The sequence below is a fragment of the Bradyrhizobium quebecense genome, from assembly GCF_013373795.3.
Taxonomy (GTDB): domain Bacteria; phylum Pseudomonadota; class Alphaproteobacteria; order Rhizobiales; family Xanthobacteraceae; genus Bradyrhizobium; species Bradyrhizobium quebecense.
Map to the genome: position 1 here is coordinate 419,677 of NZ_CP088022.1, position 25,000 is coordinate 444,676.

A 25,000-nucleotide genomic window follows, 5' to 3' on the forward strand; every position below is an offset into this window, starting at 1 on the left:
AGGCACGAACGACGAAACGCGGCGCAGAATGATCTGACGACCGCTGTCACTCGCGCGCGGCGGCGCTTCGCAGCGTCCCGCGTCGAGACGAGGGCCGTTGAGTGCCGCCGATCCGGGGCGTTCAACGGACGGGCAGTCGCTCGGGCGGATGTCGCGCGCGCATGCCGGTTCGCAAGCCCCGGCCGGTTGTGCCGTCGCATGACGTCCGCCGCCTCGTTCAGCGTGTCTTCGGCGCGGCGATCGCAGCACCACGCCACCGCCGCTCACGAGGGCGGAGAGTCCAGATACACGTAAAGCGCCGCGATCTTGCCGTCCCGCGCGATGATGAAATCCACGCCGGTATAGACCGGTGTTTCGCCTTTCGGCCCGGAGCCCCACGCCAGGCGTCCAGAATTGTGCAGCGCCTGCGGCGCGCCATGCGGCGTGTAAACAAAGTGCGGATGCGTCGCGCGGAGATCGCCGGCGAACTTGTCGAGCGCATCGCGGCCCACGAGAATGCCCGGCGGTGCGTAGAGCACGCAATCCGCGGTGTAGAGCTCTTCAATTGCGGCCCTGCGGCGCACCGGATCGCGTTCGCCGAAAACCTCCGGAAGATTGCGGGTCAGCAGCGTTTCGATCACGCTCACATCTGAGCCCGCGGAGGAGGCGACACTCGTCTTGCTGGCATGCTCGTTCATCTGAGACCTCCATGTGATAACTGAAATCATGTGGTCGCAGCCGCCGTTCCGAAACGGCAATGATGGAAAGTCATCGTTTAACATTTTGATGCTTCGACGTGACGGCGTTGCGGTCGAAAACGCTTTGGCGCGCCTCATCGTACGTCGAGCCCTCTTCAGCCACCTTTCAGTGCGGTGCATGTACAAACGTTGCCGCCAAGCGATTTGCGCGGCGGCGTTGAAGGGCAGGCGCTTGGGGTCTGCGGGGTTGGGGTCTGAAGGTGCATCACTCGGTTTCGGTTTTGAGCGCGGCGTCGACGGTGCGCGCGGGATTGCTTGTCCGCATTGTCCGGCTGGCCTACGGCCTGGTGATCGGTTGCGCCATCAATGGCTTCGCTCCGCAACGCGCGGCGGCGCAGGTGCCATTCTCCCCGTTTCAACCAGTGCGACAGATGGAGGCTGCGAAGCCGCTGGCGCGTGACGTCACCGGTCCGCCGGCCGCCAGCCAGCGGCTCGACGGCACCGCATTCTTTGTCGACGATCTCGGCCACATGCTGACCGCGCGTCACGCGGTCGCGGATTGCGCCCGCATTGTCGTCAGCAAGGAGGGCCGGGCCGTCGCGGCGCGCGTGGTGGCGCTGGCCGCGAGCGACATTGCATTGATCAAGGTGCCGCGCACGCTGGGCCTTGCGGCGGTATTCCCGCGCGCCAACACGTCCGTTGCCAACGACATGGTGTTTGCCGAGGCCTATGACCGCCTGAAGCCGATGCTCGCGCATGGTGGATCGCTCGGCAATGCGTTCGTCGATACCACCCTGCGCGATCCCGAGCACCTCGTGCTGCGCTCGAATGTCACTTTCGGCACCAGCGGAGCGCCGGTGCTGGATTCCCGCGGCCTCGTCGAAGGCGTGGTGAGCCGCAGGACCACGGTCGATCGCGTGCTGGCGGTCGATGCCGTGCACGCCAAATCCTTTCTTGCCGAGCACGGCGTGCGCTTCCAGGAAGACGACCGGCCGCAGATGAGCGGCACCGCGTCACGCGCGCATCGCGCCGCCAGCATCTCGGCACGCGTCACATGCCTGCAACAATGAGCGACTAGTTGCTGCAAGCGCTAATACTCTCGCGTTGTCCTGTCAGCCGGCTGTCCGCGGTCAACCTTGTCCAGAACCATGCTCATCTTGCGGGGCACGCTCGCGCTCTCGTTCGGCCTCTTGATCCTGTCCCCAGCGCCGGGCCACGCTCAAGACGCCAACTTTCGCAATCCGGAACAGGCGCCGCCGTCATGGGCGCAGTTTGCCAAGCTGGTCAAATACCGGTTCGAGGAATGGATCGCGGCCGACGAGACGGTTGCCAATCGCTTCCGCAACTGGGTCATCGAGCATTCCGGCAAGGAGAACGGGCCGCCGCCGACGCTCGTGGTGCGGGCCTGGCTCAATCCGGACGGCACCGTCGAGCGCGTCACGTTTCCGGCGCTCAATGATGCCGGCGCGACCGAGGACCTGCGCACCATCCTGAAGCGCGGCAATGTCGGCGAGGCACCGCCGCCGGAAATGTTGCAGCCGCTTAACCTGCGCTTCTCGCTCAATCTGCGCAAACCCTGAGCGGCTGGCTACGCATCTGCATTCTGGGGTCCTCGCTCTTCGTCATTCCCCGGTGCGCAATTGCGCACCTGAGGGCGAGCGAAGCGAGGGCCCGGAATCCATTTCACTACACATGATGCGGCCTGATGGATTCCGGGTTCTCGCTACGCGAGCCCCGGAATGACGAGGGGGAGACATGCGCGCGCCCCTAGCGCGGGTGCGATCGGCACCCGGCTTTCCCTGCGCCCTCTGTTCAAGAGAGGGCGGAACGAAGAGCAAGGCTCGGACAAAACATGTCGCGAGAATGCGGAAGTATGACTCATAGGCGTTTCAACAAACTCAGTGTCGTCCCGGCGTAGGCCGGGACCCATAACCACAAATGCTGTTCGTTGCGCGATACTGGGACGACGAGTCTCGTCTACAATGTTCTTCACGGAGTATGGGTCCGGCCTTCGCCGGGACGACGCATGGGGTGGACACCATGGCCAAACAACAGTCCGAACGTTCGCGGCGCACCTTGATTCGCGTCGCCATCGCAGGAATTCCCGCGGCACGCCTGCCGCGAACGGCAGCGGCCTCCGACAAAATGACAAAGCCGCAAGCGGAATATCGGGACACGCCGAACGGCATCTACTCCTGCGGGCTGTGCACGCTGTTCGTCGCGCCCGAGGGCTGCAAGGTGGTGGAGGGTGCCATCAGCAAGGACGGCTGGTGCAAGGCCTTTGCCGCGGTCCATTGATCTCACAACTCCCGTGCATTCGAGAACGCGAACGACGACACCCGCCGCGTGGTCTCGTCCAGGATCAGGGTGCGCGTGATCGGCGGCTCGGCACGCTGGCTGCAGTTCTCGCGCTCGCAGAGCCGGCAGTTGACGCCGATCGGGGTGCCCTCGACCTTCTCCAGATCCATGCCGGTCGCGTAGACGAGCTTTGCCGCATGACGGATTTCGCAGCCGAGCCCGATTGCAAAGCGCGGCTGCGGCTGCGGATAGGGCGCCACCGGCCGCCGCACCGTCTGCGCGATCGAGAAGTAGCGCGTGCCGTCCGGCAGCTCGATCACCTGGCTCAGCAGGCGGTCGGGCATGTCGAAGGTCGAATGCACATTCCAGAGCGGGCAGGTGCCGCCGAATTTGGAGAACGGGAAGGTGCCTGAGGAAAACCGCTTCGACACGTTGCCGGCATTGTCGACCCGCAGCAGGAAGAACGGCACGCCGCGCGCGTTCGGCCGTTGCAGCGTTGTGAGGCGGTGGCAGACCTGCTCGAAGCCGGCGTTGAAGCGCTGCGCCAGCACGTGGACGTCGTAGCTCAGGGCCTCGGCCGCGGAATGAAATGCCTGGTAGGGCATCATCGCGGCTGCCGCGAAATAATTGGCGAGCGTGATGCGGTACAGCCTGCGCGCGGTGTCGTCGAGCGGGCCGGCGCGGCTGACGATCGCATCGATCGCGGCGCCGCATTCGACATAGCCGATCTGCAGCGCGAGCTGGAAGCTGCGGCCGGCACTGTCGACCAGTTCGGAGATCAGCAACTGACGGCGATGGCGGTCGAAACGGCGCAGCGTCTCGCGCATCACGTCGACCGGCATGACGCGGGTGACGATCGAATGTTTTTCGCGCAGGCGCGTGGCGAGTGCCGTGAACAGGCCTTCGGTCGGCACGTTGAGCTCGTCGCGCAGATTTTCCGCCGCGGTATCGAGCTCCGGGAAATAGTTGCGGTTGGCCTCGATCAGGTCGCGCACCCGCTCGATCGGGTTGGCGTCGAACTGCGAGCCTTCGCGATCGGCCATCTGCGCCGCCACCAGCGTCTCGCCGCGGCGCGCCTCGGTATAGGCGGCGTAAAGCCGCTGCAACGCATGCGTCACCCCGGGGCAGAGCTCGGCGAGGTCGCGCAGCTCCTGCTTCGGCAGGTCGATCTGGCGGAACAGGGGATCGGAGAAGATCTCGTTGAGTTCCGCGAAGAAGCGGTCCTCGTCGGCGGTGGCGAGGTCGCGCAGATCGAGGTCGTAGGTCTCGGCCAGCCGCAGCAGGATCTGCGCCGTCACCGGGCGCTGGTTGCGCTCGATCAGATTGATGTAAGAGGGCGAGATGCCGAGCCCCTCGGCGATCTGGGTCTGCGACAGCCCCAATTGCTGGCGGATCCGCCGAAAGCGCGGACCGACGAACAACTTCTTTCCGGACTCGCCCGGCATGGCAGCCTTCCTGACCCATTTTGTGACAAAATTTACAAATTAACATTTATTACAAGTTCAGATGTTACATGACATCACCAATAGAAAACAAGGTATCTGTACGAACTTCCTGTTTTCGCGTTTATCTCCTGACACGCACTTCGTGATGCTCTGTCAATAATGTCGATATGACGAGCAGGTCGCGGAGATCAGAATTCAGGCGGCTGAGCAAGGGCAGCAGGATTTTCAGAGGAGACTGACGATGAGCAAGGGCAGCAATTTCTGGGTGATCGGCGGCGAATTCGGCTCGATGAACTTCCACAAGCTCGTCGAAGGCTCGGCCCAGGTCCGCGGTCCGTTCAAGACCCGCAAGGAAGCCGAAGAGTGCTGGAAGGAAGTCTCGGAAGAGAGCCGCCACAAGGCCGGCGTGCGCTTCTCGATCGTCGAGGAGCCGTCGCGGGTATCGGCCTAAGCGAGCATGATCCGGAAAAGTGGGAACCGGTTTTCCGAAAAGATCATGCTCAAACAAGAGATAACGCCGCGATACGCAATCGCATTGTGACTGAGCTAAGAAACGTCCAAGGACGGCGGCCCCATCCGGTTCATCCGGGTGGGGTCGACCGCTTTTGGGACAGGGCCGGGATCTTTCATCTGGGGATAAGCGGCAACCTAAGTGCTTGGGAACCAACGTCCTTTGCGGACGTCATGGTTGCTGATAGGTTAATAGGAAAGGCAACCCGTCACCACGAGGCCGTAAGGCATGTCCGATCCGCAGAACAACGGCAGCGAGGCGCGCGAGATGCGGCCGACGCTGCGAGAGGCGCTGCGGCGGGCGCGGATCGAGGCGGCCGATCGCACCGGCGTCGTCGTCGAGTTGCGCGATGCCGAAGTGGCGCGGCTCGAGATCCTCAACGACGCGCTCGATCCCTTGTTTGCGCAGGTGCCGGAGAAGGTCGATCTGTTCGACCGCGGCATCAGCCAGGGCGAGACGCCGCGGCTCTGGATCGACGTGGTCGCGCATGTGCTAATGGGCCGCGACAAGCGCATCTACCGCTTTGTGCAGGACACGAGGTTCGGCCGCATCGTGCTTGCCGAATCGCACGACGTGGCCGTGATGGTCGATGCGGTCACCGACTATGTCGCGCGGCGCATGATCGAACGCGAGCATGCGATGGTGGCAACGCCGCTTCCGGTTGCCGAGCCGCCGGCTCCGCCGCCCGTGCCGGTGGTGGCGCCGAAGCGCCGCGGCGGGATCGGCATGTTCGTGCTCGGCTTCGTCCTGGGCGCGCTGGCGCTGTTCGGCTTCGCGCTGCTGGCGAGCTTGCAGAACTTTTAGAGCATGATCCGGAAAAGTGCGAAGCGGTTTTCCGAAAGAGATCATGCTCAAATAAGGGAAGGGCGGGGGGCATCGTGGTCGTAACTCCCGCCTCGGCATTTTTCGGCATCCTGGCGGCGGCCGCGGTGGTCGGCAGTGCCGTGCTGTTCGGCAAATGGCAGACGCTGCGGCGCGCCGAATATATCCGCACCTTCAAGTGGCCGGCCGGCCTGTTGGCCCGGCTCGAGAAGCATCACCCCGGCTTCGCCCGCAAGGACAGCGCGCTGGTGTCGCGCGGCCTGCGGCAGTTCTTCCTCGCCTATCTGATGAGCGGCAAGCGTTACGTCTCGATGCCGTCGCAAGCGGCCGACGACCTCTGGCACGAATTCATTCTCTACACCCGCGAATACGACGCGTTCTGCCGCCGTGCCTTCGGATCCTTCCTGCACCACACGCCCGCGGTCGTGCTGGTGAAGGAGCGGCGCCGGAGCAATGAAGGGCTGCGGCGGGTCTGGTGGTATTGCTGCAAGTACGAGAACATCGATCCGGTCAGGCCGACGCGGCTGCCGCTATTGTTCGCGCTCGACGCCAAGCTCAGCATAGCGAACGGCTTCATCTATCACACCGACTGCGAGGCGCTGCGCCGCAGCGGCATCGGTGGCAACAGTCCGTATTGCGGCGGCGATTTCGCCGACTCGTCGATCGACGGATCGTCGGCGGGTTTTGGCGATGCCGGCAGTGACGGAAGCCATGGCGGCCATGGTGGCGACGGGGGTGGCCACGGCGGCGGTGATGGAGGTGGCGGTGACAGCGGAGGCGGCTGCGGTGGTGGGTGTGGCGGCGGCGGGGGCGGTGATTAGGATAGCCGCACTTGCTTCAGCTCGCGAATGCCGTCGTCAGCGCCGATGCCGCGCACGGTCTGCTCGCAGCGCCAGCCATTGCCGTCGCGCTCGATCGAGAACAGATTGTAGGCCGCCGCCGGATAGTGCTTGCGCGCCAGCGCCGATGCCGACGGCACGCCGATCGCCGGGATCTTCCGCTCGGGGCCGTCGAACCACATCGTCGAATGGATGTGGTCGTGGCCATGCAGCACCAGCTCGACGCCGTGCCGCTTGAGCAGCGCCAGCAGCTGATGCGAGTCGGTCAGCCGCTTGGCGCGCCCGTCGGAGTGCAGCGGGTGGTGCACCAGGAGGACGCGGAAGGCGTCCTCCCGCGACAGCCGTGCGAGGATCGTATCCAGCGCGCCGAGCTGGGCATGGCCGAGCCAGCCGGTGGCCATCAGCGGCGGCGTCGGCACCGCCGAGGAGACGCCGATCAGCGTCACCGGCCCGCGGCGGCGCACGAACGGAAAATGCGATGCCGCGCCATCGGCGTCGCCGCGCAGATAGTCGCCGAAGTGACTGACGAAGCGATGCCGGGTCGCGCGCACATAGGCGTCGTGATTGCCGGGGACCACGGTGACGTCGGCAGCGCCGCCGACGCCCTCGAGCCATTGCCGGGCCGGATTGAACTCGGCATCCAGCGCCAGGTTGACGAGATCGCCGGTCACGGCGACATGGTCCGGCTGCTGTGCCTGCATGTCCGATACCAGCGTGTCGAGCACGTCGCGGCGATGATATTTGTGACGGTTGCGCGTCCAGTTCAGGTAGCCGAAGGCGCGCTTGCCGGCGAGATCGCGCAGCCGCGCAGCCGGCAGCGGCGGCAGATGCGGATCCGACAAATGCGCCAGACGGAACACCGCCATCACGCGATTCCCTTCGGATTGTCGGTGAAAAGTGGCCGGCAGCCGGTCATGTCGTGCTATCCCGAACGTCCTGCCCTGTATTGGCAAGAGCTGCGCAAGCGCGCAAGGATCAAAGCACGGATCAAACACCATGATGTCGAGGGTTCAGTGACGGTCCTGCTCGATTTACGCAAGCGCTACGAGCCGCAGATCAGGTGGGTGTTTCATTTCTACTGGCGGCTGGCCCGCAGCATGACACTCGGGGTCCGCGCCGTCGTGCTCGACGCCGATAACAAGGTGTTCCTGGTCAAGCACAGCTACGTCCAGGGCTGGTATCTGCCCGGAGGCGGGGTCGAGGTTGGTGAAAGTTTTATCGAAGCGCTGCGGCGCGAGCTGGAAGAGGAGGGGCGGATCGAGCTCGACGGCATGCCGGTGCTGCACGGCATCTTCCACAACAGCCACGTCTCGCCGCGCGACCATGTCGCGGTCTATGTCGTCAGGAACTACCGGCAGGACCGCCTGCCGGAGCCGAATCGCGAGATCGTGGCCTGCGGCTTCTTCGATCCGGCTGATCTGCCTGATGACACCACCCCCGGTACGCGGCTGCGGATCGCGGAGGTGCTCGAGGGCAAGCCGCCGCCGGCGACATGGCGGTGATGGACCGCGCCCGCGCCAGATGCTATCCCGCGCCCCACAATGACAGAACTGTCCCTGACCATCCTGCCCGAGACCCCAAAAGACGCCCAGGCGATCGAGCGCCTGCATGAGCGCACCTTCGGGCCCGGCCGCTTCGCGCTCAGCGCCTACCGGTTGCGCGAGCATGTCGATCATCTGCTCGACGTCTCCTTCACGGCGCGGATCGGCACGCTGCTGGTCGGCTCGGTGCGCCAACTCCCGGTCACGATCGGCGATACGCCGGCCCTGATGCTCGGGCCGTTGACGGTCGAGCCGCCGTTCCGCAGCCGCGGCGTCGGCCGCGCGCTGCTCGAGCGTGCGATCAACGACGCCCGCGCCAAGGGCCATCGGCTCATCGTCCTTGTCGGTGACGCGCCGTACTATTCGCGGGTCGGCTTCAAGCCGGTCCCGAAGGGGCGGATGACGATGCCAGGCCCCGTCGACTACAGTCGCCTGCTTGTCATGGAACTGGTCGACGGCGCTGCCGAGAGCGTATCCGGACCGATCCAGCCGGACTGGAGCAAGGCGATCTGACATCCGCGCGAGCGTCGCCCGGAACGGTTGCGCGCTGTCGGAAACTGAAGCACAGTTGAGGCAAGCGCCGGGACAAGACCGGCGCATGTCATATCAACAGGGAGAGTGCGCGCCATGATCAAGGTCAGTGTGATGTATCCGAACAATCCAGGCGCACGCTTTGATCACGAGTATTATCGCGACAAGCACATGCCGCTGGTGAAGGCGCGCCTCGGCGACGCCTGCAAATACTACACCGTCGACAAGGGTCTTGCCGGCGGCGCACCGGGGACGCCCGCAACCTATGTCGGGATGTGTCACATCTTCTGCGACTCGGTTGAGGCCTTCGCGGCCGGTATGGGCAAGCACGCCCAGGAGATCATGGGCGACATTCCGAATTATACCGATCTGCAGCCGGTGATTCAGATCAGCGAAGTCGTCGTCGGTCACTGATGGCGCAGGCGTTAGAGCATCGATCCCTCTGCCGCAAGCGGCAGAGGGATATGCTTGTCTCAGAACTTCAGATTGGCGAAGGCCCGCACGCCGAGGCCCGGCATCAGCACCTCGTCCTTGGTGTAGGACACTGAGTTGCGGATGTTCTGGTTGAGCAGATTGTTGCCGACCAGGCCAAGCGTCATCTCGCGCGCGCCGATCCATGATTGATTGAGCTTGGTGTTGTAGGTGATCTCCGCGTTCAGCAAATTGTATCCCGCGGTCGGCGTCTCGCCGATGACTGCGATGTCGTTCTGCGCAAACGCGTGCACCAGGTTGATCCGGGTGTACCAGTTGCTGTCGCGCCAGTAGACGCCGCCGCCAAGCCGCACCGGCGGAATCCGCGGCACGTTGCTGCCGTCGGTGAAGGTGGCGCGCACCACGTCGAACTGGTTCTCGATGCCCCAGATGCCGCCGTTGAGTGGGCCGATATCGAGCTGGCTCTGGAACTCGGCGCCACGGAAGGTCGCATCACGCTGCGAATACACCGCCTGCCGGCCCTCGTTGCTGGGATCGCCATTGCCGCAGGAATCGAAATCGCTGCCGCACATCACCCCGGTCAGGCGGCGATAGATGAAATTGCTGAAGCGGGTGTAATAGGCGGTGACCTCGAAGCGGAACGGGCCGGTCGCCTTGCGCAGGCCGACCTCGACCGATTTCGCGGTCTCGATGGTCAGGTTCGGATTGCCGATGTCGAAGGTCGCGGTGGCATCATGCGCGCCGCGCGAGAACAGCTCGGCGGGTTTCGGCGCGCGCTCGACATACTGCGCCGTGATGCTGCCGACGAGGTCGCCGGGCAGGTTCTGGATCAGCCCGACGCTGCCGCTGACCGGCGTGTAGGACGGATTGCGTGAAAACGAGCTTTGCGGCGCGCCGTCCGGCAGGAAGTCCGTCGGGAAATCCGGCGTCGATCCGTGCAGGTCGACATGCTCGATGCGGCCCGCGACCTGCGCCTTGGTCGAATCCGTGAACTTGAATTCGTTGAACACGTAGCCCGCGATGCGGTTGTTGTTGTTCGGGCTCCACAGCCCGTTGAACAGCGCGCCTGGGTTGTCCGGGCTCGGCGCGGTCAGCTCCTGATGCCCGCCCTGCAGGCCGAACGCCGTGGTCACCGTGGCGAAGCGCGCGTTGAACGGCATCATCTGCACCTCGAAGCGGGCCTCCTGCTCCTTGCTGGTGAAGGTCTGGCGTACGCCGTCGCTGAACAGGTCGGTCGGATCGGCAAGCCCGAGCTCGTTGTGCCGATAGTCGGTCGCGCCGACCCAGAACCGCACGGCGTCGATTGCAGCCGCATCCGGCCGGTACTCGCCCTTGACCGCGATCTTGGTCTGGTGCGCGTCGATCCGGGTCCGATGATCGGCGCCGTCGATTCCCGGAATGTGGTAGAGCGAGTCGTTCTGGGTGATCGACGCACCGATATACCCGCCCTGGAAGAAATAGGACGCGCCGACCGAGGCTCCGTCCGACTGGGTTGCCGAGTTCGGCTGGCGGCCGTTCACCGGCCGGGTCTGGTCGAAAAGATACGGGTAGCTCGGGATGCTGTAGTCGCTGGTGGTGCGGCCATAGACGTCGGCATGTACGGCGACATTGTTGTCGCCGGCATCCAGCAGCATGCCGCCCTCGACGCCGCGATTGACCGAGCTGACGGACGTGCGGGTCTCGACATTGAGGCAACCCTGACCGCCTGCGTCGGCCAGCGGTGCCTTCACCGGCAATCCGTAGCTCTGAAATGGTGCCGCCGCGCAGGTCGGCATCGCGTCGGGTATCCGGTTGTTGGTGGCGCTCACCACGCCGCCGATCGAGGTCGAGCCGTAGCGCAACGCGGCAGGTCCCCGCACCACCTCGATCTGGTTGGTCGAGAACGGATCGATCGGCACGAAATGATCCTCGCCGAGATCCGAGACGCCGCCGCCGCCGAGGCCGTTCTCGACGATGCCGACGCGATTGACGTCGAGGCCGCGGATGATCGGCCGGCTCGATGCGCCGGGCGCGAAGCTCGAACCGGTGATGCCGGGCTTGGAGAACAGGAGATCGCCGAGCGTGGCGCCGCCGGAGCGCCGCAGTTCCTCGTTGGGCACCACGGTGACGGTTGCGAACTGGTCGGTGACGACGGGCAACACGCCCTGCTGTGGTGCGGGCGCCGGTGCCGCTTGCGGCGGTTGCACGGCTGCGGCGCGTTCGCGGTTGCGGCTCGGCGCAGCCCGGACGACGTGAACCGGCGCGCGCGTCGGCGCGGTGCGGTGCCGCTGGATCGGGCTTGGCGCCGTCACCGTGATGTCAGGGAGTTGCGTCGGCGGGTCATCGGCCAGCGCGCCGCCATGCATTGCGCCGAGCAGCAGCCAGCTCGCGCCTCCGATGTGGAGTGCTCGTTTCTTCTGAAGTGTCATTGTCCCGATCCAGGTGCCGTCGAAATGACGGATCGATCCCGATTTGCCCTGCTGGAGCAGGCCGCAACTGTGACGCGGCCGCCCGCTCAGGGCGTGCAGCAATCAGTCGATGTCAGGACAGGGGAGGCGCGCGGGAGTGGAAGGCCGCAGGCGCCGATTTCAGATGGATGAATTCGGCATTGGTGGTGCGGAACAGAAGCTCGACGGCTTCCGGCAACAGGAGTACCGGCGGCGCCGTGAACAGCATGCTGCTCGCGAGCGAGATGACGGTGCAGATCGCGCAATTGTCGGCCGGATGCCGGTCGTTGTCGTGCCTCGTGGGCGGCTCGGTCCCGGTCACCTGGACCGCAAGGTCCGGCGTCGCCGAGGTCCCGATATAGGCGAGATCGAGCAGCGACAGGCCGGTCTGGACCGCGGGCGCCGCTTGCGCGGCCGCAATGGGGTGGAAGTGCCCGAACGACAGCACAAACTGGACGGCGAGCGCGAACAGCGCCAGCCGCGAGCCAGTCTTGATGCGTCTCCGGAACCACTTCATGCGATAGCGCCCACCCAGTCGGGGCGCGAATACCCCTGCGGTCCCGATGTTACATTATAACATCGGATGGCGGACGCGATGTCAACCAACGTTCGGACACACTGTGTCGATGTGTTTCCGGTGTGTGTTTGCCGCAACGCAGACGCCAGCCCCGACCGGGCTCAGCGTCCCTCACGCAGCCAGGTTGCCGCGAATGCGCCGAGCAACAGCAGCAGGCCGGCTAGGCCGGCGAACATCGGCAGCACGCCGACGCCCTTGACCACGCTGGCGTCGCGCATCTTGACGCCGAGCCAGCCGTCGCCGCGGAAGATCGTCGACGCGCGCACCGGGACGATGCGCGGCATGTCGAGGCTCGATCCGTCGACGATGCGCCGTGCGTCGCCGCCGGTCGCCTGCGCCAGCGGCTTCAGCATGTCGGTGGTCGAGGTGACTTCCGAGAATTCCTTCGGGTTGGTCGGGCCGACATTGATCAGCGCCTTCAGCGTGCCGTCGGTGGCCTGCCACAGGCCGAGCTCGCTCGCGGGCAACGTGGCGCGCCACTCGCCGGGATCGCCGGCGGTCAAGGTCAGTTCATGCGTGGCGCCGCTCGGCGACGTCACGGTGACCGGCGCGACGGTGTCGGCCATGGTCTGCCGCACCACCATGAGATCCTTGCCCTGCACCTGCATGCGCAGCGCCTCTTCGTCGAGGTCGGGCTGCTTCATCAGCCAATGCGACACCCGCCGCAACAGATCGAGATGCGGTCCGCCGCCTTCATAGCCGCGCGCCCATAGCCAGATCTGGTCGGAGAGCAGCAGCGCGACGCGGCCTTCGCCGAACCGCGACAGCAGCAGCAGCGGCTTGCCGTCGGCGCCGGTCATGACCGGTGGGTTGATCGCGTTGCGGGTGTCGACGGTGCGGAAGAACCGGCTCCAATGCGGCGGCTCGGCATTCGAGCCTTCCAGCCCGCGCGTCACCGGATGGCGTTTCCCGGCATCGCTCAAATGCGCGTAGAACGGCTTCTCGGTCACGCCGACCGGCTCGGCCGGCAGCACCGAATCCAGCGGCGTGCGCCAGATGCTGGTGGTCGAGGCGTAATCGGGACCGGCCGAGACCAGCACCGCGCCGCCGGAGCGGACATAGCGCGCGATGTTGTCGAAATAGGCGATCGGCAGCACGCCCTGGCGGGCGTAGCGGTCGAAGATGATCAGCTGGAATTCGTTGATCTTCTGCTGGAACAGCTCACGGGTCGGAAACGCGATCAGCGACAGCTCGTTGATCGGCGTGCCGTCCTGCTTCTCCGGCGGACGCAGGATGGTGAAGTGCACGAGATCGACGCTGGGGTCGGACTTCAACAGATTGCGCCAGGTGCGCTCGCCGGCATGCGGCTCGCCGGACACCAGCAGCACGCGCAGTTTGTCGCGCACGCCGTCGATCGCCACCACGGCGCGGTTGTTGACCGGCGTCAGCTCGTTCTCGAGCGGCGAGGCCTCGATCTCGACGATGTTGGGCCCGGCATGCTTGATGTCGATATCGACGCTCGAGGTCTGGCCGCTGGTCAGCGTGCGCTCGTTGATCACCTCGCCGTCGCGGCGGATCGTGACCTTGGCGCGCTCGCCTGTGACGCCCTGGTCGTCGAGCCGGTAGGTAATGGTCTGGGTCTGGCCGACGATGCCGAAGCGCGGCGCGGCCGTGATCGCGATGCGGCGGTCGCGCTCGTCCTTGCGGCCGGTGATCAAGGCGTGCACCGGTGCCTGGAAGCCGAGCGCCTGCGCGTTGGCGGGAATATCGTGCACGCGGCCGTCGGTGATCATGAACGCGCCGGCGACGCGTTCGACCGGAACATCCGACAGCGCCGACGTCAGCGCGCCGAACAGCTTGGTGCCGTCGGTTTCGCCGTCGGCCTGGCCGGCCTCGACGACGCGGACCTCGAGGCCCTTGATCTGCTTCAGGCTGTCGACCAGCGCCTGCCGTGCCTTGTCGGTCTCCTGGTTGCGCGTGCCGAAATTCTGGCTCGGGCTCTTGTCGACCACCACGGCCGCGACCGAGGATAGCGGCTCGCGGTCCTCGCGGGTGAAGGAGGGATTGGCCAGCGCAAGCAGGATCAGTGCCAGCGCGGCGACACGCACCGCGGCGCCGCGCGCGCGCGACAGCAACAGCAGCGCCGCGATGACGACGATCGCGCCGAGCGCGATCCACAGCACGATCGAGGGAACCAGCGGTGTGAACGCGATACCGTAGTTCATGGCTTGCTTCTATTCGTTGTGAGCATGATCTGTTCGGAAAACCGGTTCCCACTTTTCCGGATCATGCTCATTGTCCCAGCCGCTCGATCAAGGCAGGCGCGTGTACCTGGTCGGCCTTGTAGTTGCCGGTCAGCGTGTACATCACGATGTTGACGCCGGCGCGGAACGCGAATTCGCGCTGGCGCGGCTCGCCCGGGGTCAGCGGCAGCATCGGCTGCCCGTCGGGACGGATCGCCCAGGCGCCGGCGAGGTCGTTCGACGTGATGATGATCGGCGAGACGCCGTCGCCGCCGCGTGCCGGGCGCTGCGCGGCCTCCTCGTCGTCTTCGCGCGGCAGCGCCTCGACCCAGGTCTGGCCCGTGTTGAAGCGGCCGGGGAAGTCGCGCAGCAGATAGAATGTCTTGGTCAACACGTGCTCGCGCGGCACCGGCTCGAGCTCGGGCACGTCGAGGGTCGACAGCAATTCGCGCAGCGTCTGCATGCCCGGCGTCTGCGACGCGCCATTGTCGCCCGGCGGCGCCTCGACGGCGTCACGGGTGTCGAAGATCACGGTGCCGCCCTGCTTCATGTAGGCGTCGATCTTGTTGATGGCGTCCTGCGCTGGCTTCGGCGCGCCCGGCACGATCGGCCAGTAGATCAGCGGAAAGAATGCCAGTTCGTCGCGCGCGGGATCGATGCCGACGGGATCGCCGGCTTCCAGCGCGGTGCGCTGCCCAAGGAACAGCGTCAGTCCGGACATCCCGGACTTGACGATGGAATCGACGTCGGCATTGCCGGTCACGACATAGGCCAGCCGCGTCTGCGACACCGCCTTGATGGCGAAGTCGTCGCTGCTGGCGTTCTGCGCGCGCGTCGGCGACGGCACCATCATGGTGGCAAGGACGAAGGCTAACGCAAGCACCGCCGGCGCGGCGCGCCGCCGGATCAGTGCGGCAAGGCCGCCGCCGAGCATCGCCACCACGATCGCATCGAGCAGGAACAGCGCCAGCGCCGTCGACAGCATGATGCCGCGCAGGTCACGCGGCTCGGTATTGGTGTAGGTCGCATGCTTCGCGCGCAGGCCGGAGGTGTCGAGCGGCGCAATGCGGTCGGCGGAAGCCAGCGTGTTGACCGCGATCGGGCTCTCGGCGGTGCCGTAGAAGCCAGGCGGGTGGTCCGCGGTGCCGCGGTCGCGATAGTCCGCCGACATCGGCTTGGCGGTCGAAGGCGGCGGGCCGAAGGCGCCGAAGCCGTCGAGCGTGCGCAACGGCGCCACCGTCTCGGCATTGGGATCACTGGCGACGCCGGGGCCGGGCTTCGAGGTGTAGCCGGACATGTCGATCAGCCGGCGCAGCATCTCGACGAAGGTGCCGGACATCGGCAGGTCCGACCAGCGCATGTCGGCGCCGACATGGAACAGGCTGACCACGCCCTTGCCGCGACGCTCGCCGGTGACGAGCGGCGTGCCGTCCTCGAGCGAGGCCCAGCTCTTGGTCGCGAGCACGGCGTCGGGCTCGGCCAGCACCTGGCGGCTGACGGTGATGTCCTTCGGCACGGTGAGGCCCGTGAACGGGCCGTCGGCGGCAAACGAGGCCATGTGTTGCGGCTTCTCCCAGGTCAGGCTGCCGCCGAGCGTGCGTCCGCCGCGGCGCAGCTTGACGGGAACGAGGTCGTCATCGGCCTGCGCGAGGCGGGGGCCGGCGAAGCGCACCAGCACGCCGCCTTGCTCGATCCAGGCATTGAGCCGGTCGCGGATCTCCGGCGACAGCGTGCCGACATCAGCCATCACGATCATCGGCAGCCGCTGGTCGAGGAATTGCCCGATCACCTGCTGCGGCGCGCCGCGATCGCCGAGCCTGACGTCGGCGAAGGGCGACAGCGCGCGGGAGAGATAGAAGGTCGAGGCCAGCAGCGGCTGGGCGGTGTCGTTGCTCGCACCCGAGACCACGCCGATGGCACGGCGGCGCCAGCGCCGGTCGAGCAGCTGCACGGCGCCGGCCGAATGCTCACCGGAGATTTCGAGCCGCGCGATGTCGTTGCGCAGTTCGACCGGAAGATCGAAGGCGGCTTCGGTCTCGCGCTCCTGCGGGCCGAATGCGTAGCGGGCCTCGCCGATCGGCGAGCCCTTGGCGTCGACCGCGCGCACCGTTCCCGCCGCGATGCCGCTCTCGGTGCGCAACACCTTCACCGTCATCTTGGCCGCGGCGTTCTCGGCCGCGACCAGCGCCTGCGCCGACTGCGCGCCGCCGGCATAGATCGTCAGATTGCGGCTCTCGATCACCTTGCCGAGACCTTCGGTGAATTCGCTGCCGCGACCGGTGTCGACGCCGTCGGACAGCCAGGCGATGTCGCAGTCGCCGGTCGATTTGAGGAAACGTTCCAGCGTCGCCAGGGTTTCAACGCGATCGATCGAGTGGGGTTTTGGCGCAAGCTGGCGCAGCGCGACGCGCGCAGCGCCGGCCGGCATCAGCGTGATGTCGCGCGTCGGCTCGGACAGCGGCACCAGCGCGACGCCGCGGCGGTCGCTGTCGGCATTGGTGACCAGCTCGTCCGCCGCCTTGATCCGCGCATCCCAGCTCGAGGCCGCGCTCCAGCCGTCGTCGAGCAGGATCACCAGCGGCTGCTTGCCGGCGGCAACGCCGGTCTGCGGATTCCAGATCGGCCCGGCGGCGGCGAAGATGACCAGCGCGGCGGCGGCGAGCCGCAGCAGCGTCAGCCACCACGGCGTGCGCGACGGCGTCTCCTCCTTGGGCGCGATGTCGAACAGCAGCCGCGTCGGCGGGAATTCGATCCGGCGCGGCCGCGGCGGCATCACGCGCAACATCCACCACAGCACCGGCAGGCTGACCAGCCCCAATAGCAGCAATGGTTCGGCGAAGGAGAGCGGGAGGCCTGCGATCATGCGCTGCGTCCCGCCTTGACGGTTGAGCGGCCGCCGCCCTTGCTCACCATCATGCCGGCATGCAGGAACAGCAGCAGTTCGGCCGCGGAGCGGCTGGTGGTGTGGGTCGAGAACAGCCAGTCGAGCCGATTGGTCTCGGCACGGATCTGCTCACGATGCAGGGCGACGCGCGCGACATAGTCGCTCGCCCAGCTCTCGGCGCGGCCCGCGGTGATGACGCTGCCGGCCTCGGGCTCGACGAATTCGACGCGGCCCGAATAGGGAAAGGTCTCTTCGGCGGGATCGACGACCTGGATCATGGTGCCGTGCGCGCCGGAGGAGGAAAGCCCGCCCAGCATCGCCGTGATCTCCGCGATCGGCGACCAGAAATCCGACAGCACGACGATTTCGGCCAGCGACGACGGCACGAAGGACGGCGGCAGGCTCGCGCGCGCCTTCTCGTCGTGCAACATCGCTTCCGCCATCTTGTCGATCACGTTGAGGCTCGCGGTCGGGTTCAGCAGGCCGGGAATGCCGACGCGTTCTCCGCCCGCTACGAGCAGCTCGGCGAGCGCGAAGGCGACGATCAGTCCGCGCTCCAGCTTGCTGTCGCGGGCTTCGCGCGAGGTAAAGGCCATCGAAGGCGAGCGGTCGGGCCAGATCCACACGGTGTGCGCGGCCTCCCACTCCTGCTCGCGGACATAGAGATGGTCATCGCGCGCCGAGCGGCGCCAGTCGACGCGCTGCGACGGCTCGCCGGAGACGAAGCGGCGGTATTGCCAGAAATTCTCGCCCGAGCCGGCGCGGCGGCGGCCGTGCAGGCCATGGATGACGTTGGCGGCGACGCGGCGGGCCTCAAGCACAAGACGCGGCAGCGATGCGGCGAGCGTTCGGCTTTCGCCATCGGCACGTCGAACCGCCAGGATCTCCTCGTTCCGGTGCCTGTTGTCTGCCGCCATCAACCGATCCGCGTCTTCAACTGCTTGATCACGTCAGGAATGGTGCGGCCCTCGGCGCGCGCCGAAAAGGTCAGCGCCATGCGATGCTTGAGCACGGGCTCGGCGAGATCGAGCACGTCGTCGATCGACGGTGCGAGCCTTCCGTCAAGCAGCGCGCGGGCGCGGACCGCCAGCATCAGCGACTGGCTGGCGCGGGGACCGGGTCCCCAGGCGATCAGCTTGCCGGCTTCGCCGCCCTCGGTGCCGGGGCGCGCGGCGCGCACCAGCGTCAGGATCGCCTCGACCACGGAATCGCCGACCGGCAGGCGCCGCACCAGGCGTTGCGCAGTGATCAGCGTCTCGGCGTCCATCGACGCCTTGGCGAGCGTCTCATCGGCACCGGTGGTTTCGAACAGGATGCGCCGCTCGGCGTCGCGATCGGGATAGTCGACGTCGATTTCCATCAGGAAGCGGTCGAGCTGCGCCTCGGGCAGCGGATAGGTGCCTTCCTGCTCGAGCGGATTCTGCGTCGCGAGCACATGGAACGGCTTCGGCAAGTCGTGCCGCGCGCCGGCAATGGTGATGTGCTGCTCCTGCATGGCTTGCAGCAGCGCCGACTGGGTGCGCGGGCTGGCGCGGTTGATCTCGTCGGCCATCAGGAGCTGCGCGAACACCGGACCCGAGATGAAGCGGAACGAACGCTTGCCGGCGGAGCTCTCGTCGAGCACTTCGGCGCCGAGAATGTCCGACGGCATCAGGTCGGGCGTGAACTGGATGCGCTTGGCGTCGAGCCCGAGCGTGACGCCGAGCGTTTCGACCAGCTTGGTCTTGGCGAGGCCGGGGACGCCGATCAACAGCGCGTGGCCGCCGGACAGGATCGTCACCAGGGTGTTTTCGATCACCTGGTCCTGGCCGAAGATGACGGTGGCGACCGCTTCCTTGGCAGCCTTGATCTGGCCCGCGACCTGCTCGGCCGAGCGGACGATCACATCCTCCAGTTTTTCGACGCTGTCTGCACCGGCCATTCGATCCGCTCCTTCTTGACGATGCGCTCGATTCTCGCGTCGTCACCACATGGACCGCATGCTAAACCTATGCGAAGGCCATGTATTCGTTGAATTAAACTATCCCCACCTTATCGGTATTTCAGGGTATGAACGGCATCACGATGTGGCGAGAATGACATCCCGACCACATCTCAGGATACGTGCACCAAATGTGCCAGATTGAGGGTAGGAAACTTCAGGGCAAACAATGGCGAAGCAAGGGCAGAGCGATTCCGGCAGTGAAACTACGGGGCTCGAAACGAAGGCCCTCGGAGGCAAGGGCCTCGAAGGGCTGACCACTGCCGCCAATCAGGCCGCGACATCGGGTCCAGCCGGACGCAAGGGCCTGCCGCCGGTTCATCTATGGAATCCGCCGTTCTGCGGCGATCTCGACATGCGAATCGCGCCCGACGGCACCTGGTTCTACATGGGAACGCCGATCGGACGCCCCGCGCTGGTGCGGCTGTTCTCCACGATCCTGAAGCGCGAGGACGGTAAGCACTTTCTCGTGACACCGGTGGAGAAGGTCGGCATCCGCGTCGACGACGCGCCGTTCCTTGCCGTCGAAATGCAGACGCAGGAAGACGCGCGCGGCCGTTTGCTCCGGTTCCGCACCAATGTCGACGACTGGGTCGATTGCGAGAAGGGCCACGGCCTCAGATTCGAGGCTGCCGAGGATGGCGGATTGACGCCCTATCTGCATGTCCGCGCCGACCTGTGGGCCAAAGTCACCCGCGCGCTCTACTACGATCTGGTTGACATGGGCGAGGAGCGGATGGTCGATGGTCAGGAGATGTTCGGCATCGAGTCCGGCGGCGAATTTTTCGCGATGGCCGATGCCAGCCAGGTGAGGGGCGCACTTTGAACGAGCCGTTGCTGAAGGTGAAGCCGGCGACGATCAGCTCGACGGAATTCTTCGCGCGAGCCCGCACGCGGCTCGATTTCGAAGTGCCGCCGGGTCTGGTCGATCCGAATATCATTCCGCGCACCGGAGATTCCGGCAACGATCGCATGCTTGAGATCGTCGCACAGGAGCAGCCGGTGCGGCCGGCGGCGGTACTGATCCCGGTGGTCGATCATCCCGAGCCGACCGTGCTGTTGACGCAGCGTTCGCCCAACCTGTCGAGCCACGCCGGCCAGATCTCGTTTCCCGGCGGCAAGATCGACGCCACCGACGCCTCGCCGCTCGATGCAGCGCTGCGCGAAGCCTGCGAAGAAGTCGGGCTGAAGCGGGAATTCATCGACCCTGTCGGCTATCTCGACCTCTATGGCACCGCGTTCGGCTTCCGCATCCTGCCGACGGTCGCCAGGGTGAAGCCGGGATTTGCCTTAGAGATCAACGAGGCCGAGGTCGTCGATGCGTTCGAGGTGCCGCTCGCTTTCCTGATGAACCCCGAGAATCATCAGATCCACACCAAGGAATTCCGCGGCATGGACCGGTCCTACTACGCGATGCCGTTCGCTGAGCGCTACATCTGGGGCGCGACCGCCGGCATCCTTCGGGTGTTGTATGAGCGGATCTACCTGTCATGATCCGCACGGTGTTGACCGAGGTCGGAGTCTTTCTGATCCCTTTCGCGGTCTATGCCATCTTCCTCATCGCGACGCGGTCCGGCGTGACGCTGCCGGCATCCTGGCCGCTCGACATGATCGCGAAGCTGACGCTGGCGGCGCTGGTGCTGGTGATCGTGAGCTTCGTGCTGCTGGCCGAATTGACCGGGGCGCCGCCGAACTCCACCTACGTTCCCGCCCATATCGAGAACGGCAGGCTGGTGCCGGGAGCTGAGAAATGAGCGAGGTGCGCCTGTTGTCCGACGCGCCATGGCTCGCTTCGGGGCCTGCGGCGCGCGTGCTCGGCCTGCTCAATGCCAACGGCGAGGAAGCGCGGGTGATCGGCGGCGCTGTGCGCAACGCGCTGATGCGGATTCCGCTCGCCGACATCGACATCGCCACCACGGCATTGCCGGAGGAGGTGATCCGCCGCGCCAAGCGGGCGGCCATCAAGAGCGTGCCGACCGGGATCGAGCACGGCACGGTGACCCTGGTCGTCGACGGCCATCCCTTCGAGGTGACGACGCTGCGCGAGGACACCGAGACCTATGGCCGCAAGGCCAAGGTGGCGTTCGGGCGCGACTGGGTGCGCGACGCCGAGCGGCGCGACTTCACCATCAACGGTCTGTCGGTCGACGCTTCGGGCGTCGTGCATGATCACGTCGGCGGTCTCGCCGACATCGAAGCGAGGCGCGTGCGCTTCATCGGTGATCCCGCGCAGCGGATTGCCGAGGATTATCTGCGCATCCTGCGCTTCTTCCGCTTCCACGCCGCCTATGGCGCAGGCGAGGTTGATCGCGCCGGCTATCTCGCCTGTATCAGCGGGCGCGCCGGGATTGCCGGCCTCTCGGCCGAGCGCATCCGGATGGAGATGCTCAAGCTCGTGGTCGCGAACGGCGCCGCCGGCGCGGTGGTCGCGATGGGCGATGGCGGATTGCTGCTGCCGCTGTTCGGCGGGGTCGCCTATACCGGGCCGTTCGCGGCGATGATCGAGATCGAAGGGCTGATGGGGCTCGCGCCGAGCGCGACGCGCCGGCTCGCCGCGCTCACGGTCGCCGTGACCGAGGACGCGCGGCGCATCGCGAGTCGGCTGCGGCTCTCCAACGCCGAAGCCAAGGCGCTCGACTCGATGGGCCATCGCTGGTGGCGCCTGCCCGGCATGGACGAGGCGCGTGCCAAGCGCAGGCTCTACCGGCTCGACGAGGAGCCCTATCGCGACCGGCTGCTGCTCGCCTGGGCGCGAACCGGCGCGAACCGCGACGTCGAGCAGTGGCACGCGCTCGCCACGCTGCCGCAACGCTGGCGCGCGCCTCACTTTCCCTTGAGGGCGTCGGATTTCATCGCGCGCGGGATTGCCGAAGGACCTGCGCTCGGGCATGTACTGACCCTGGCCGAGGATGCTTGGCTTGCCGCGGATTTCCCGCTGGATCCGCAGGTGCTGTCTGGCATCGCCGACCAGACCGTTTCCCGCTTCACCCGCGATCATCGACTGTGAACTTTCTCTCCGGCTTCTCCGACATCTCGCTCCTTCAAATATTTCTTGTCGCAGCCGTTGCCCTGTTTGCTTCCGTGATCGGAGGCCTCGCCGGCTACGGCACCGGCGCATTAATGCCGCTGGTGCTGGTGCCGATGGTCGGCGCCGAGCCGGTCGTGCCGATCATCGCGATCTCGTCGATCTTCACCAATTCCAGCCGCTTCCTCGCCTTTGTCAGATTTGCCGACCGCCGCAAGGCGATCATCGTGATCGTGGGCGCGCTGTTCTCCACGGCGCTCGGCGCCTACGGCTACACGCGGCTCAGCAGCGCCGGCGCCTCGCTGGTGATCGGGAGCATGCTGATCCTGAGCGTCCCGCTGAGGCGGCTGTTGCGCAGGCACAGTGTCAGGATCGGTGAGCGGGGACTTGCGGCCGGCGCGGTCGGCTATGGCATCGTGGTCGGCGGCACCGCGGGCTCGGGTGTCATTCTGCTGTCGCTGTTGATGGCGGCGGGCCTCGAGGGCGCTGCCGTGGTCGCAACCGATGCGGTGATCTCGCTCACAAGTGCCGCGGTCAAGATCTCTGTGTTCGGCTTGACCGGCGTCATCACCGCGCAGGTGCTGGCGCTTGCGCTCCTGATCGGGCTGGTCGCCATTCCCGGCGCGTTCCTGGCCAAGGCCTTTGTCGAGCGGATGCCGGTGCATATCCACACCGCGATCCTCGATGCCGCCGTGATCACGGGCGGCGTGGTGATGATCTCGAGCGCGCTGCGCGCGTTGTGACGAGAAGTGGAGGCGACGCTGCCGGCGGCGCGCCGGGCAGCATCGCCTGAAGACATCTCACGCAGCCTTGTCAAGCAGCCTTGCGCTTCTTCTTGCGGTCGCCGTCCTCGTCGTCGTCCTCCTCTTCCTCGTCGTCTTCCTCGTCATCCTCTTCTTCGTCGTCTTCCTCGTCATCTTCCGGATCGATCTCGGTCGATTCGAGTGCGACGAGCGGCAGGGTTTCGCGAAACAGATCGCCGTCCGTGCCCATCCACAGGCACTCGACCTTGTCCTCGTCGACTTCGACCACCGTGATCGGATGGCCGCCGGATTTCAGCATGACGACATCGCCTGGTTTCAGTTCCATGATTTTCCCTCCGCGCTGGATGACGCGGACGGCAAGCTAGCGACCGGTGATGACAGTGCGATCACGGCCGGCGCCTGGCACGGCCGATTTGCTGTGAAAACAGAAGCTGCGTTATTTGCGCGCGGCCGGAACCAGTTCGGTCAGCGAGCGGATGATGCGGTCGGGCTTGATCGTCGATCCCGGCGGCAGCCCGACGCCGTGCACGTCCATCCAGATCGCGTAAATGCCAAGCCGCTGCGGCGCCACGACTTCCCACTCCAGATTGTCGCCGATCATCCAGGTATCCGATGCGGTGATGCCGAGCGCCTGCATCGCGTGCAGATAGGCGCGCTCCTCGGGCTTGCCGAAGCCGTGCTCGCCCTCGATCTGGATGTGATCGAAGCGATGGCCGAGCGCGAAGCGTTCGACCTTGGCGCGCTGCATGTCGGCGGCGCCGTTGGTGACCAGCGCGAGCTTGATGCCGAGCGCCTTGAATGTATCGATCGCCTCATGCGCGCCGGGGAAGATGAACATCTCCTCCTCGCGATAGGCGGTGAAGCGATCGGCGATGCGGTCCGCGAGATCGTCCGGCAGCGCGCGGTGGCCGGCCGCCGCAAGCTGAGCGAAGCCGCCCTTCACGGTCAGCCGACGCGCCTCGCCGAGCTTGATCCGCCAGATCGGCTCGGCGGTCGACCAGAATTGCCGTGCAGAGGCCAACAGCGCGGTCGCGACCACGTCAGGGGGCAGGGGAGCGAGCTCCGCGGCGAACTCGGTGGTGATCGTGTTCCAGGCGATCTCGGGACGTCCATAGGCCGACAGGATGGTGTCATCCATGTCGATCAGCATCGCGCGCGGCAGGTTCATTACGGCCATTTTACCTCCGGCGGCAGCGACGACAGGATCGAATCCACATTGCCGCCGGTCTTCAGGCCGAAGATGGTGCCGCGATCGTAGAGCAGGTTGAATTCGACATAGCGGCCGCGGCGGATCAGCTGCTCGTCGCGATCCTCCGCGCTCCAGGCGGCCTCGAAATTGCGCCGCACCAGGTCGGGATAGATATTCAGGAAGCTGCGCCCGACGTCCTGGGTGAAGGCGAGGTCGGCTTCCCAATCGCCGCTGTCGTGCCAATCATAGAAGATGCCGCCGATGCCGCGGGCTTCCTTGCGGTGTGGCAGATAGAAATAGTCGTCGCACCATTTCTTGTACTTGTCGTAGTCGGCGACGCCGTTCGGTCCGCTGCAGGCCGCTTTCATCGCGGCATGGAAGGCGACCGTATCGGGGTCTTGCTGGGTGCGTCGCCGGTTCAGCACCGGCGTCAAATCGGCGCCGCCGCCGAACCAGGCCTTGGTGGTGACGACGAAGCGGGTGTTCATGTGCACGGCGGGCACGTTCGGATTGCGCAAATGCGCGATCAGCGAAATGCCCGACGCCCAGAACCTCGGATCGTCGGCAGCGCCGGGAATCTGCGCGCGGAATTCGGGAGCGAACTCGCCATGCACGGTCGAGCAGTGCACGCCGACCTTCTCGAACAGCCGGCCCTTCATGATCGACATCACGCCGCCGCCGCCGGGCTTGCCGGTGTGGTCGGTGCGGTCCCAAGGCGTGCGCACGAACCGGCCGGCGTTGCCGGGATAAAGCGCTGCGGGGGCATCGTCCTCGAGCGTCTCGAAGGCCGCGCAGGTCTCGTTGCGCAGCGCCTCGAACCAGCTGCGCGCACGCGCCTTGCGGTCCTCTATGATGGTGGGGTCTGTTGGCAGCAT

The 25,000-nt window shown here is 66.0% G+C and carries 26 protein-coding genes; 14 read left to right on the forward strand and 12 right to left on the reverse strand.

Annotated features, from left to right (window positions below):
• Positions 1-263: 263 nt before the first annotated feature.
• Complete coding sequence (locus HU230_RS02130; RefSeq protein WP_176533179.1) at positions 264-677, reverse strand: nuclear transport factor 2 family protein; 414 nt, start codon at positions 675-677, stop codon at positions 264-266.
• 299 nt (positions 678-976) lie between these two features.
• On the opposite strand from HU230_RS02130, the gene HU230_RS02135 reads away from it, so the two are divergent.
• From HU230_RS02135 to HU230_RS02145, 3 genes are all read left to right on the forward strand, one after another.
• Entirely contained in the window at positions 977-1,747 is a 771-nt protein-coding gene (locus HU230_RS02135) for a S1 family peptidase (RefSeq protein ID WP_224942882.1), read from the forward strand.
• Positions 1,748-1,825: 78 nt separating this feature from the next.
• Positions 1,826-2,257 carry a hypothetical protein gene (locus HU230_RS02140; protein ID WP_176533178.1) on the forward strand — a complete coding sequence of 144 codons (432 nt, stop codon included), beginning with the start codon at positions 1,826-1,828 and terminating at the stop codon, positions 2,255-2,257.
• A 460-nt stretch (positions 2,258-2,717) separates the two neighbouring features.
• On the forward strand, positions 2,718-2,975 hold the full coding sequence (locus tag HU230_RS02145) for an iron oxidase (RefSeq protein ID WP_176533177.1): 258 nt from the start codon (positions 2,718-2,720) through the stop codon (positions 2,973-2,975).
• 2 nt (positions 2,976-2,977) lie between these two features.
• Here HU230_RS02145 and HU230_RS02150 read toward each other — a convergent pair whose 3' ends face one another.
• Complete coding sequence (locus tag HU230_RS02150; RefSeq protein ID WP_176533176.1) at positions 2,978-4,420, reverse strand: helix-turn-helix domain-containing protein; 1,443 nt, start codon at positions 4,418-4,420, stop codon at positions 2,978-2,980.
• A 241-nt stretch (positions 4,421-4,661) separates the two neighbouring features.
• On the opposite strand from HU230_RS02150, the gene HU230_RS02155 reads away from it, so the two are divergent.
• The 3 genes from HU230_RS02155 to HU230_RS02165 all read left to right on the forward strand — a co-directional run bounded on the left by HU230_RS02155 (position 4,662) and on the right by HU230_RS02165 (position 6,574).
• Positions 4,662-4,871 carry a DUF4170 domain-containing protein gene (locus HU230_RS02155; protein ID WP_016839740.1) on the forward strand — a complete coding sequence of 70 codons (210 nt, stop codon included), beginning with the start codon at positions 4,662-4,664 and terminating at the stop codon, positions 4,869-4,871.
• A gap of 288 nt (positions 4,872-5,159) precedes the next feature.
• Positions 5,160-5,735, forward strand: a complete 576-nt coding sequence (locus HU230_RS02160; protein WP_176533175.1) for a hypothetical protein — start codon at positions 5,160-5,162, stop codon at positions 5,733-5,735.
• A 74-nt stretch (positions 5,736-5,809) separates the two neighbouring features.
• The gene (locus tag HU230_RS02165; protein ID WP_176533174.1) at positions 5,810-6,574 is read left to right on the forward strand and encodes a glycine-rich domain-containing protein; all 765 of its coding nucleotides are present in this window, start codon (positions 5,810-5,812) and stop codon (positions 6,572-6,574) included.
• Here the strand turns inward: HU230_RS02165 and HU230_RS02170 are convergent.
• Complete coding sequence (locus tag HU230_RS02170) at positions 6,571-7,458, reverse strand: metallophosphoesterase family protein (protein ID WP_176533173.1); 888 nt, start codon at positions 7,456-7,458, stop codon at positions 6,571-6,573. The two genes, HU230_RS02165 and HU230_RS02170, sit on opposite strands and share 4 nt — an antisense overlap.
• Positions 7,459-7,605: 147 nt before the next feature.
• On the opposite strand from HU230_RS02170, the gene HU230_RS02175 reads away from it, so the two are divergent.
• The 3 genes from HU230_RS02175 (at position 7,606) to HU230_RS02185 (ending at position 9,078) form a co-directional block, all read left to right on the forward strand.
• Complete coding sequence (locus HU230_RS02175) at positions 7,606-8,094, forward strand: NUDIX domain-containing protein (RefSeq protein WP_176533172.1); 489 nt, start codon at positions 7,606-7,608, stop codon at positions 8,092-8,094.
• 39 nt (positions 8,095-8,133) lie between these two features.
• Positions 8,134-8,646: a GNAT family N-acetyltransferase gene (locus HU230_RS02180; RefSeq protein WP_176533171.1), complete on the forward strand. Its 513-nt coding sequence runs from the start codon at positions 8,134-8,136 to the stop codon at positions 8,644-8,646.
• A gap of 114 nt (positions 8,647-8,760) precedes the next feature.
• Positions 8,761-9,078, forward strand: a complete 318-nt coding sequence (locus HU230_RS02185; protein ID WP_092124536.1) for an EthD family reductase — start codon at positions 8,761-8,763, stop codon at positions 9,076-9,078.
• Between the two features lie 59 nt (positions 9,079-9,137).
• On the opposite strand, the gene HU230_RS02190 is transcribed toward HU230_RS02185, so the two are convergent.
• From HU230_RS02190 to HU230_RS02215, 6 genes are all read right to left on the reverse strand, one after another.
• Complete coding sequence (locus HU230_RS02190; protein WP_176533170.1) at positions 9,138-11,504, reverse strand: TonB-dependent receptor; 2,367 nt, start codon at positions 11,502-11,504, stop codon at positions 9,138-9,140.
• Between the two features lie 112 nt (positions 11,505-11,616).
• Positions 11,617-12,039, reverse strand: coding sequence for a DUF2946 family protein (locus HU230_RS02195; RefSeq protein WP_176533169.1), 423 nt, complete (start codon positions 12,037-12,039; stop codon positions 11,617-11,619).
• A gap of 161 nt (positions 12,040-12,200) precedes the next feature.
• Entirely contained in the window at positions 12,201-14,264 is a 2,064-nt protein-coding gene (locus tag HU230_RS02200) for a hypothetical protein (RefSeq protein ID WP_176533168.1), read from the reverse strand.
• 67 nt (positions 14,265-14,331) lie between these two features.
• Entirely contained in the window at positions 14,332-17,142 is a 2,811-nt protein-coding gene (locus HU230_RS02205; protein ID WP_176535178.1) for a DUF4159 domain-containing protein, read from the reverse strand.
• Positions 17,142-18,083, reverse strand: a complete 942-nt coding sequence (locus HU230_RS02210) for a DUF58 domain-containing protein (RefSeq protein WP_176533167.1) — start codon at positions 18,081-18,083, stop codon at positions 17,142-17,144. The genes HU230_RS02205 and HU230_RS02210 overlap by 1 nt, the downstream gene beginning before the upstream one ends.
• On the reverse strand, positions 18,083-19,087 hold the full coding sequence (locus tag HU230_RS02215) for an AAA family ATPase (protein ID WP_176533166.1): 1,005 nt from the start codon (positions 19,085-19,087) through the stop codon (positions 18,083-18,085). Before HU230_RS02215 ends, HU230_RS02210 begins: the two co-directional genes overlap by 1 nt.
• A gap of 229 nt (positions 19,088-19,316) precedes the next feature.
• On the opposite strand from HU230_RS02215, the gene HU230_RS02220 reads away from it, so the two are divergent.
• Genes HU230_RS02220 through HU230_RS02240 form a run of 5 tightly spaced genes read left to right on the forward strand, consistent with a single transcriptional unit; the run spans position 19,317 to position 22,915 of the window.
• Positions 19,317-19,973, forward strand: a complete 657-nt coding sequence (locus HU230_RS02220) for a DUF1285 domain-containing protein (protein ID WP_224924287.1) — start codon at positions 19,317-19,319, stop codon at positions 19,971-19,973.
• Positions 19,974-20,005: 32 nt separating this feature from the next.
• Positions 20,006-20,641, forward strand: coding sequence for a CoA pyrophosphatase (locus HU230_RS02225; RefSeq protein ID WP_420831886.1), 636 nt, complete (start codon positions 20,006-20,008; stop codon positions 20,639-20,641).
• Positions 20,638-20,901: a DUF6111 family protein gene (locus HU230_RS02230; RefSeq protein WP_176533164.1), complete on the forward strand. Its 264-nt coding sequence runs from the start codon at positions 20,638-20,640 to the stop codon at positions 20,899-20,901. Before HU230_RS02225 ends, HU230_RS02230 begins: the two co-directional genes overlap by 4 nt.
• Complete coding sequence (locus tag HU230_RS02235) at positions 20,898-22,154, forward strand: CCA tRNA nucleotidyltransferase (RefSeq protein ID WP_176533163.1); 1,257 nt, start codon at positions 20,898-20,900, stop codon at positions 22,152-22,154. The genes HU230_RS02230 and HU230_RS02235 overlap by 4 nt, the downstream gene beginning before the upstream one ends.
• Complete coding sequence (locus HU230_RS02240; RefSeq protein ID WP_176533162.1) at positions 22,151-22,915, forward strand: sulfite exporter TauE/SafE family protein; 765 nt, start codon at positions 22,151-22,153, stop codon at positions 22,913-22,915. The genes HU230_RS02235 and HU230_RS02240 overlap by 4 nt, the downstream gene beginning before the upstream one ends.
• 70 nt (positions 22,916-22,985) lie before the next feature.
• On the opposite strand, the gene HU230_RS02245 is transcribed toward HU230_RS02240, so the two are convergent.
• The 3 genes from HU230_RS02245 to hemF form a co-directional block, all read right to left on the reverse strand.
• A complete protein-coding gene (locus HU230_RS02245) occupies positions 22,986-23,261 on the reverse strand; it encodes a YodC family protein (RefSeq protein WP_176533161.1) in 276 nt (91 codons plus the stop codon).
• A gap of 111 nt (positions 23,262-23,372) precedes the next feature.
• Positions 23,373-24,113, reverse strand: a complete 741-nt coding sequence (locus tag HU230_RS02250; protein WP_176533160.1) for an HAD family hydrolase — start codon at positions 24,111-24,113, stop codon at positions 23,373-23,375.
• On the reverse strand, positions 24,104-25,000 hold the full coding sequence (hemF, locus tag HU230_RS02255; protein WP_176533159.1) for an oxygen-dependent coproporphyrinogen oxidase: 897 nt from the start codon (positions 24,998-25,000) through the stop codon (positions 24,104-24,106). Before hemF ends, HU230_RS02250 begins: the two co-directional genes overlap by 10 nt.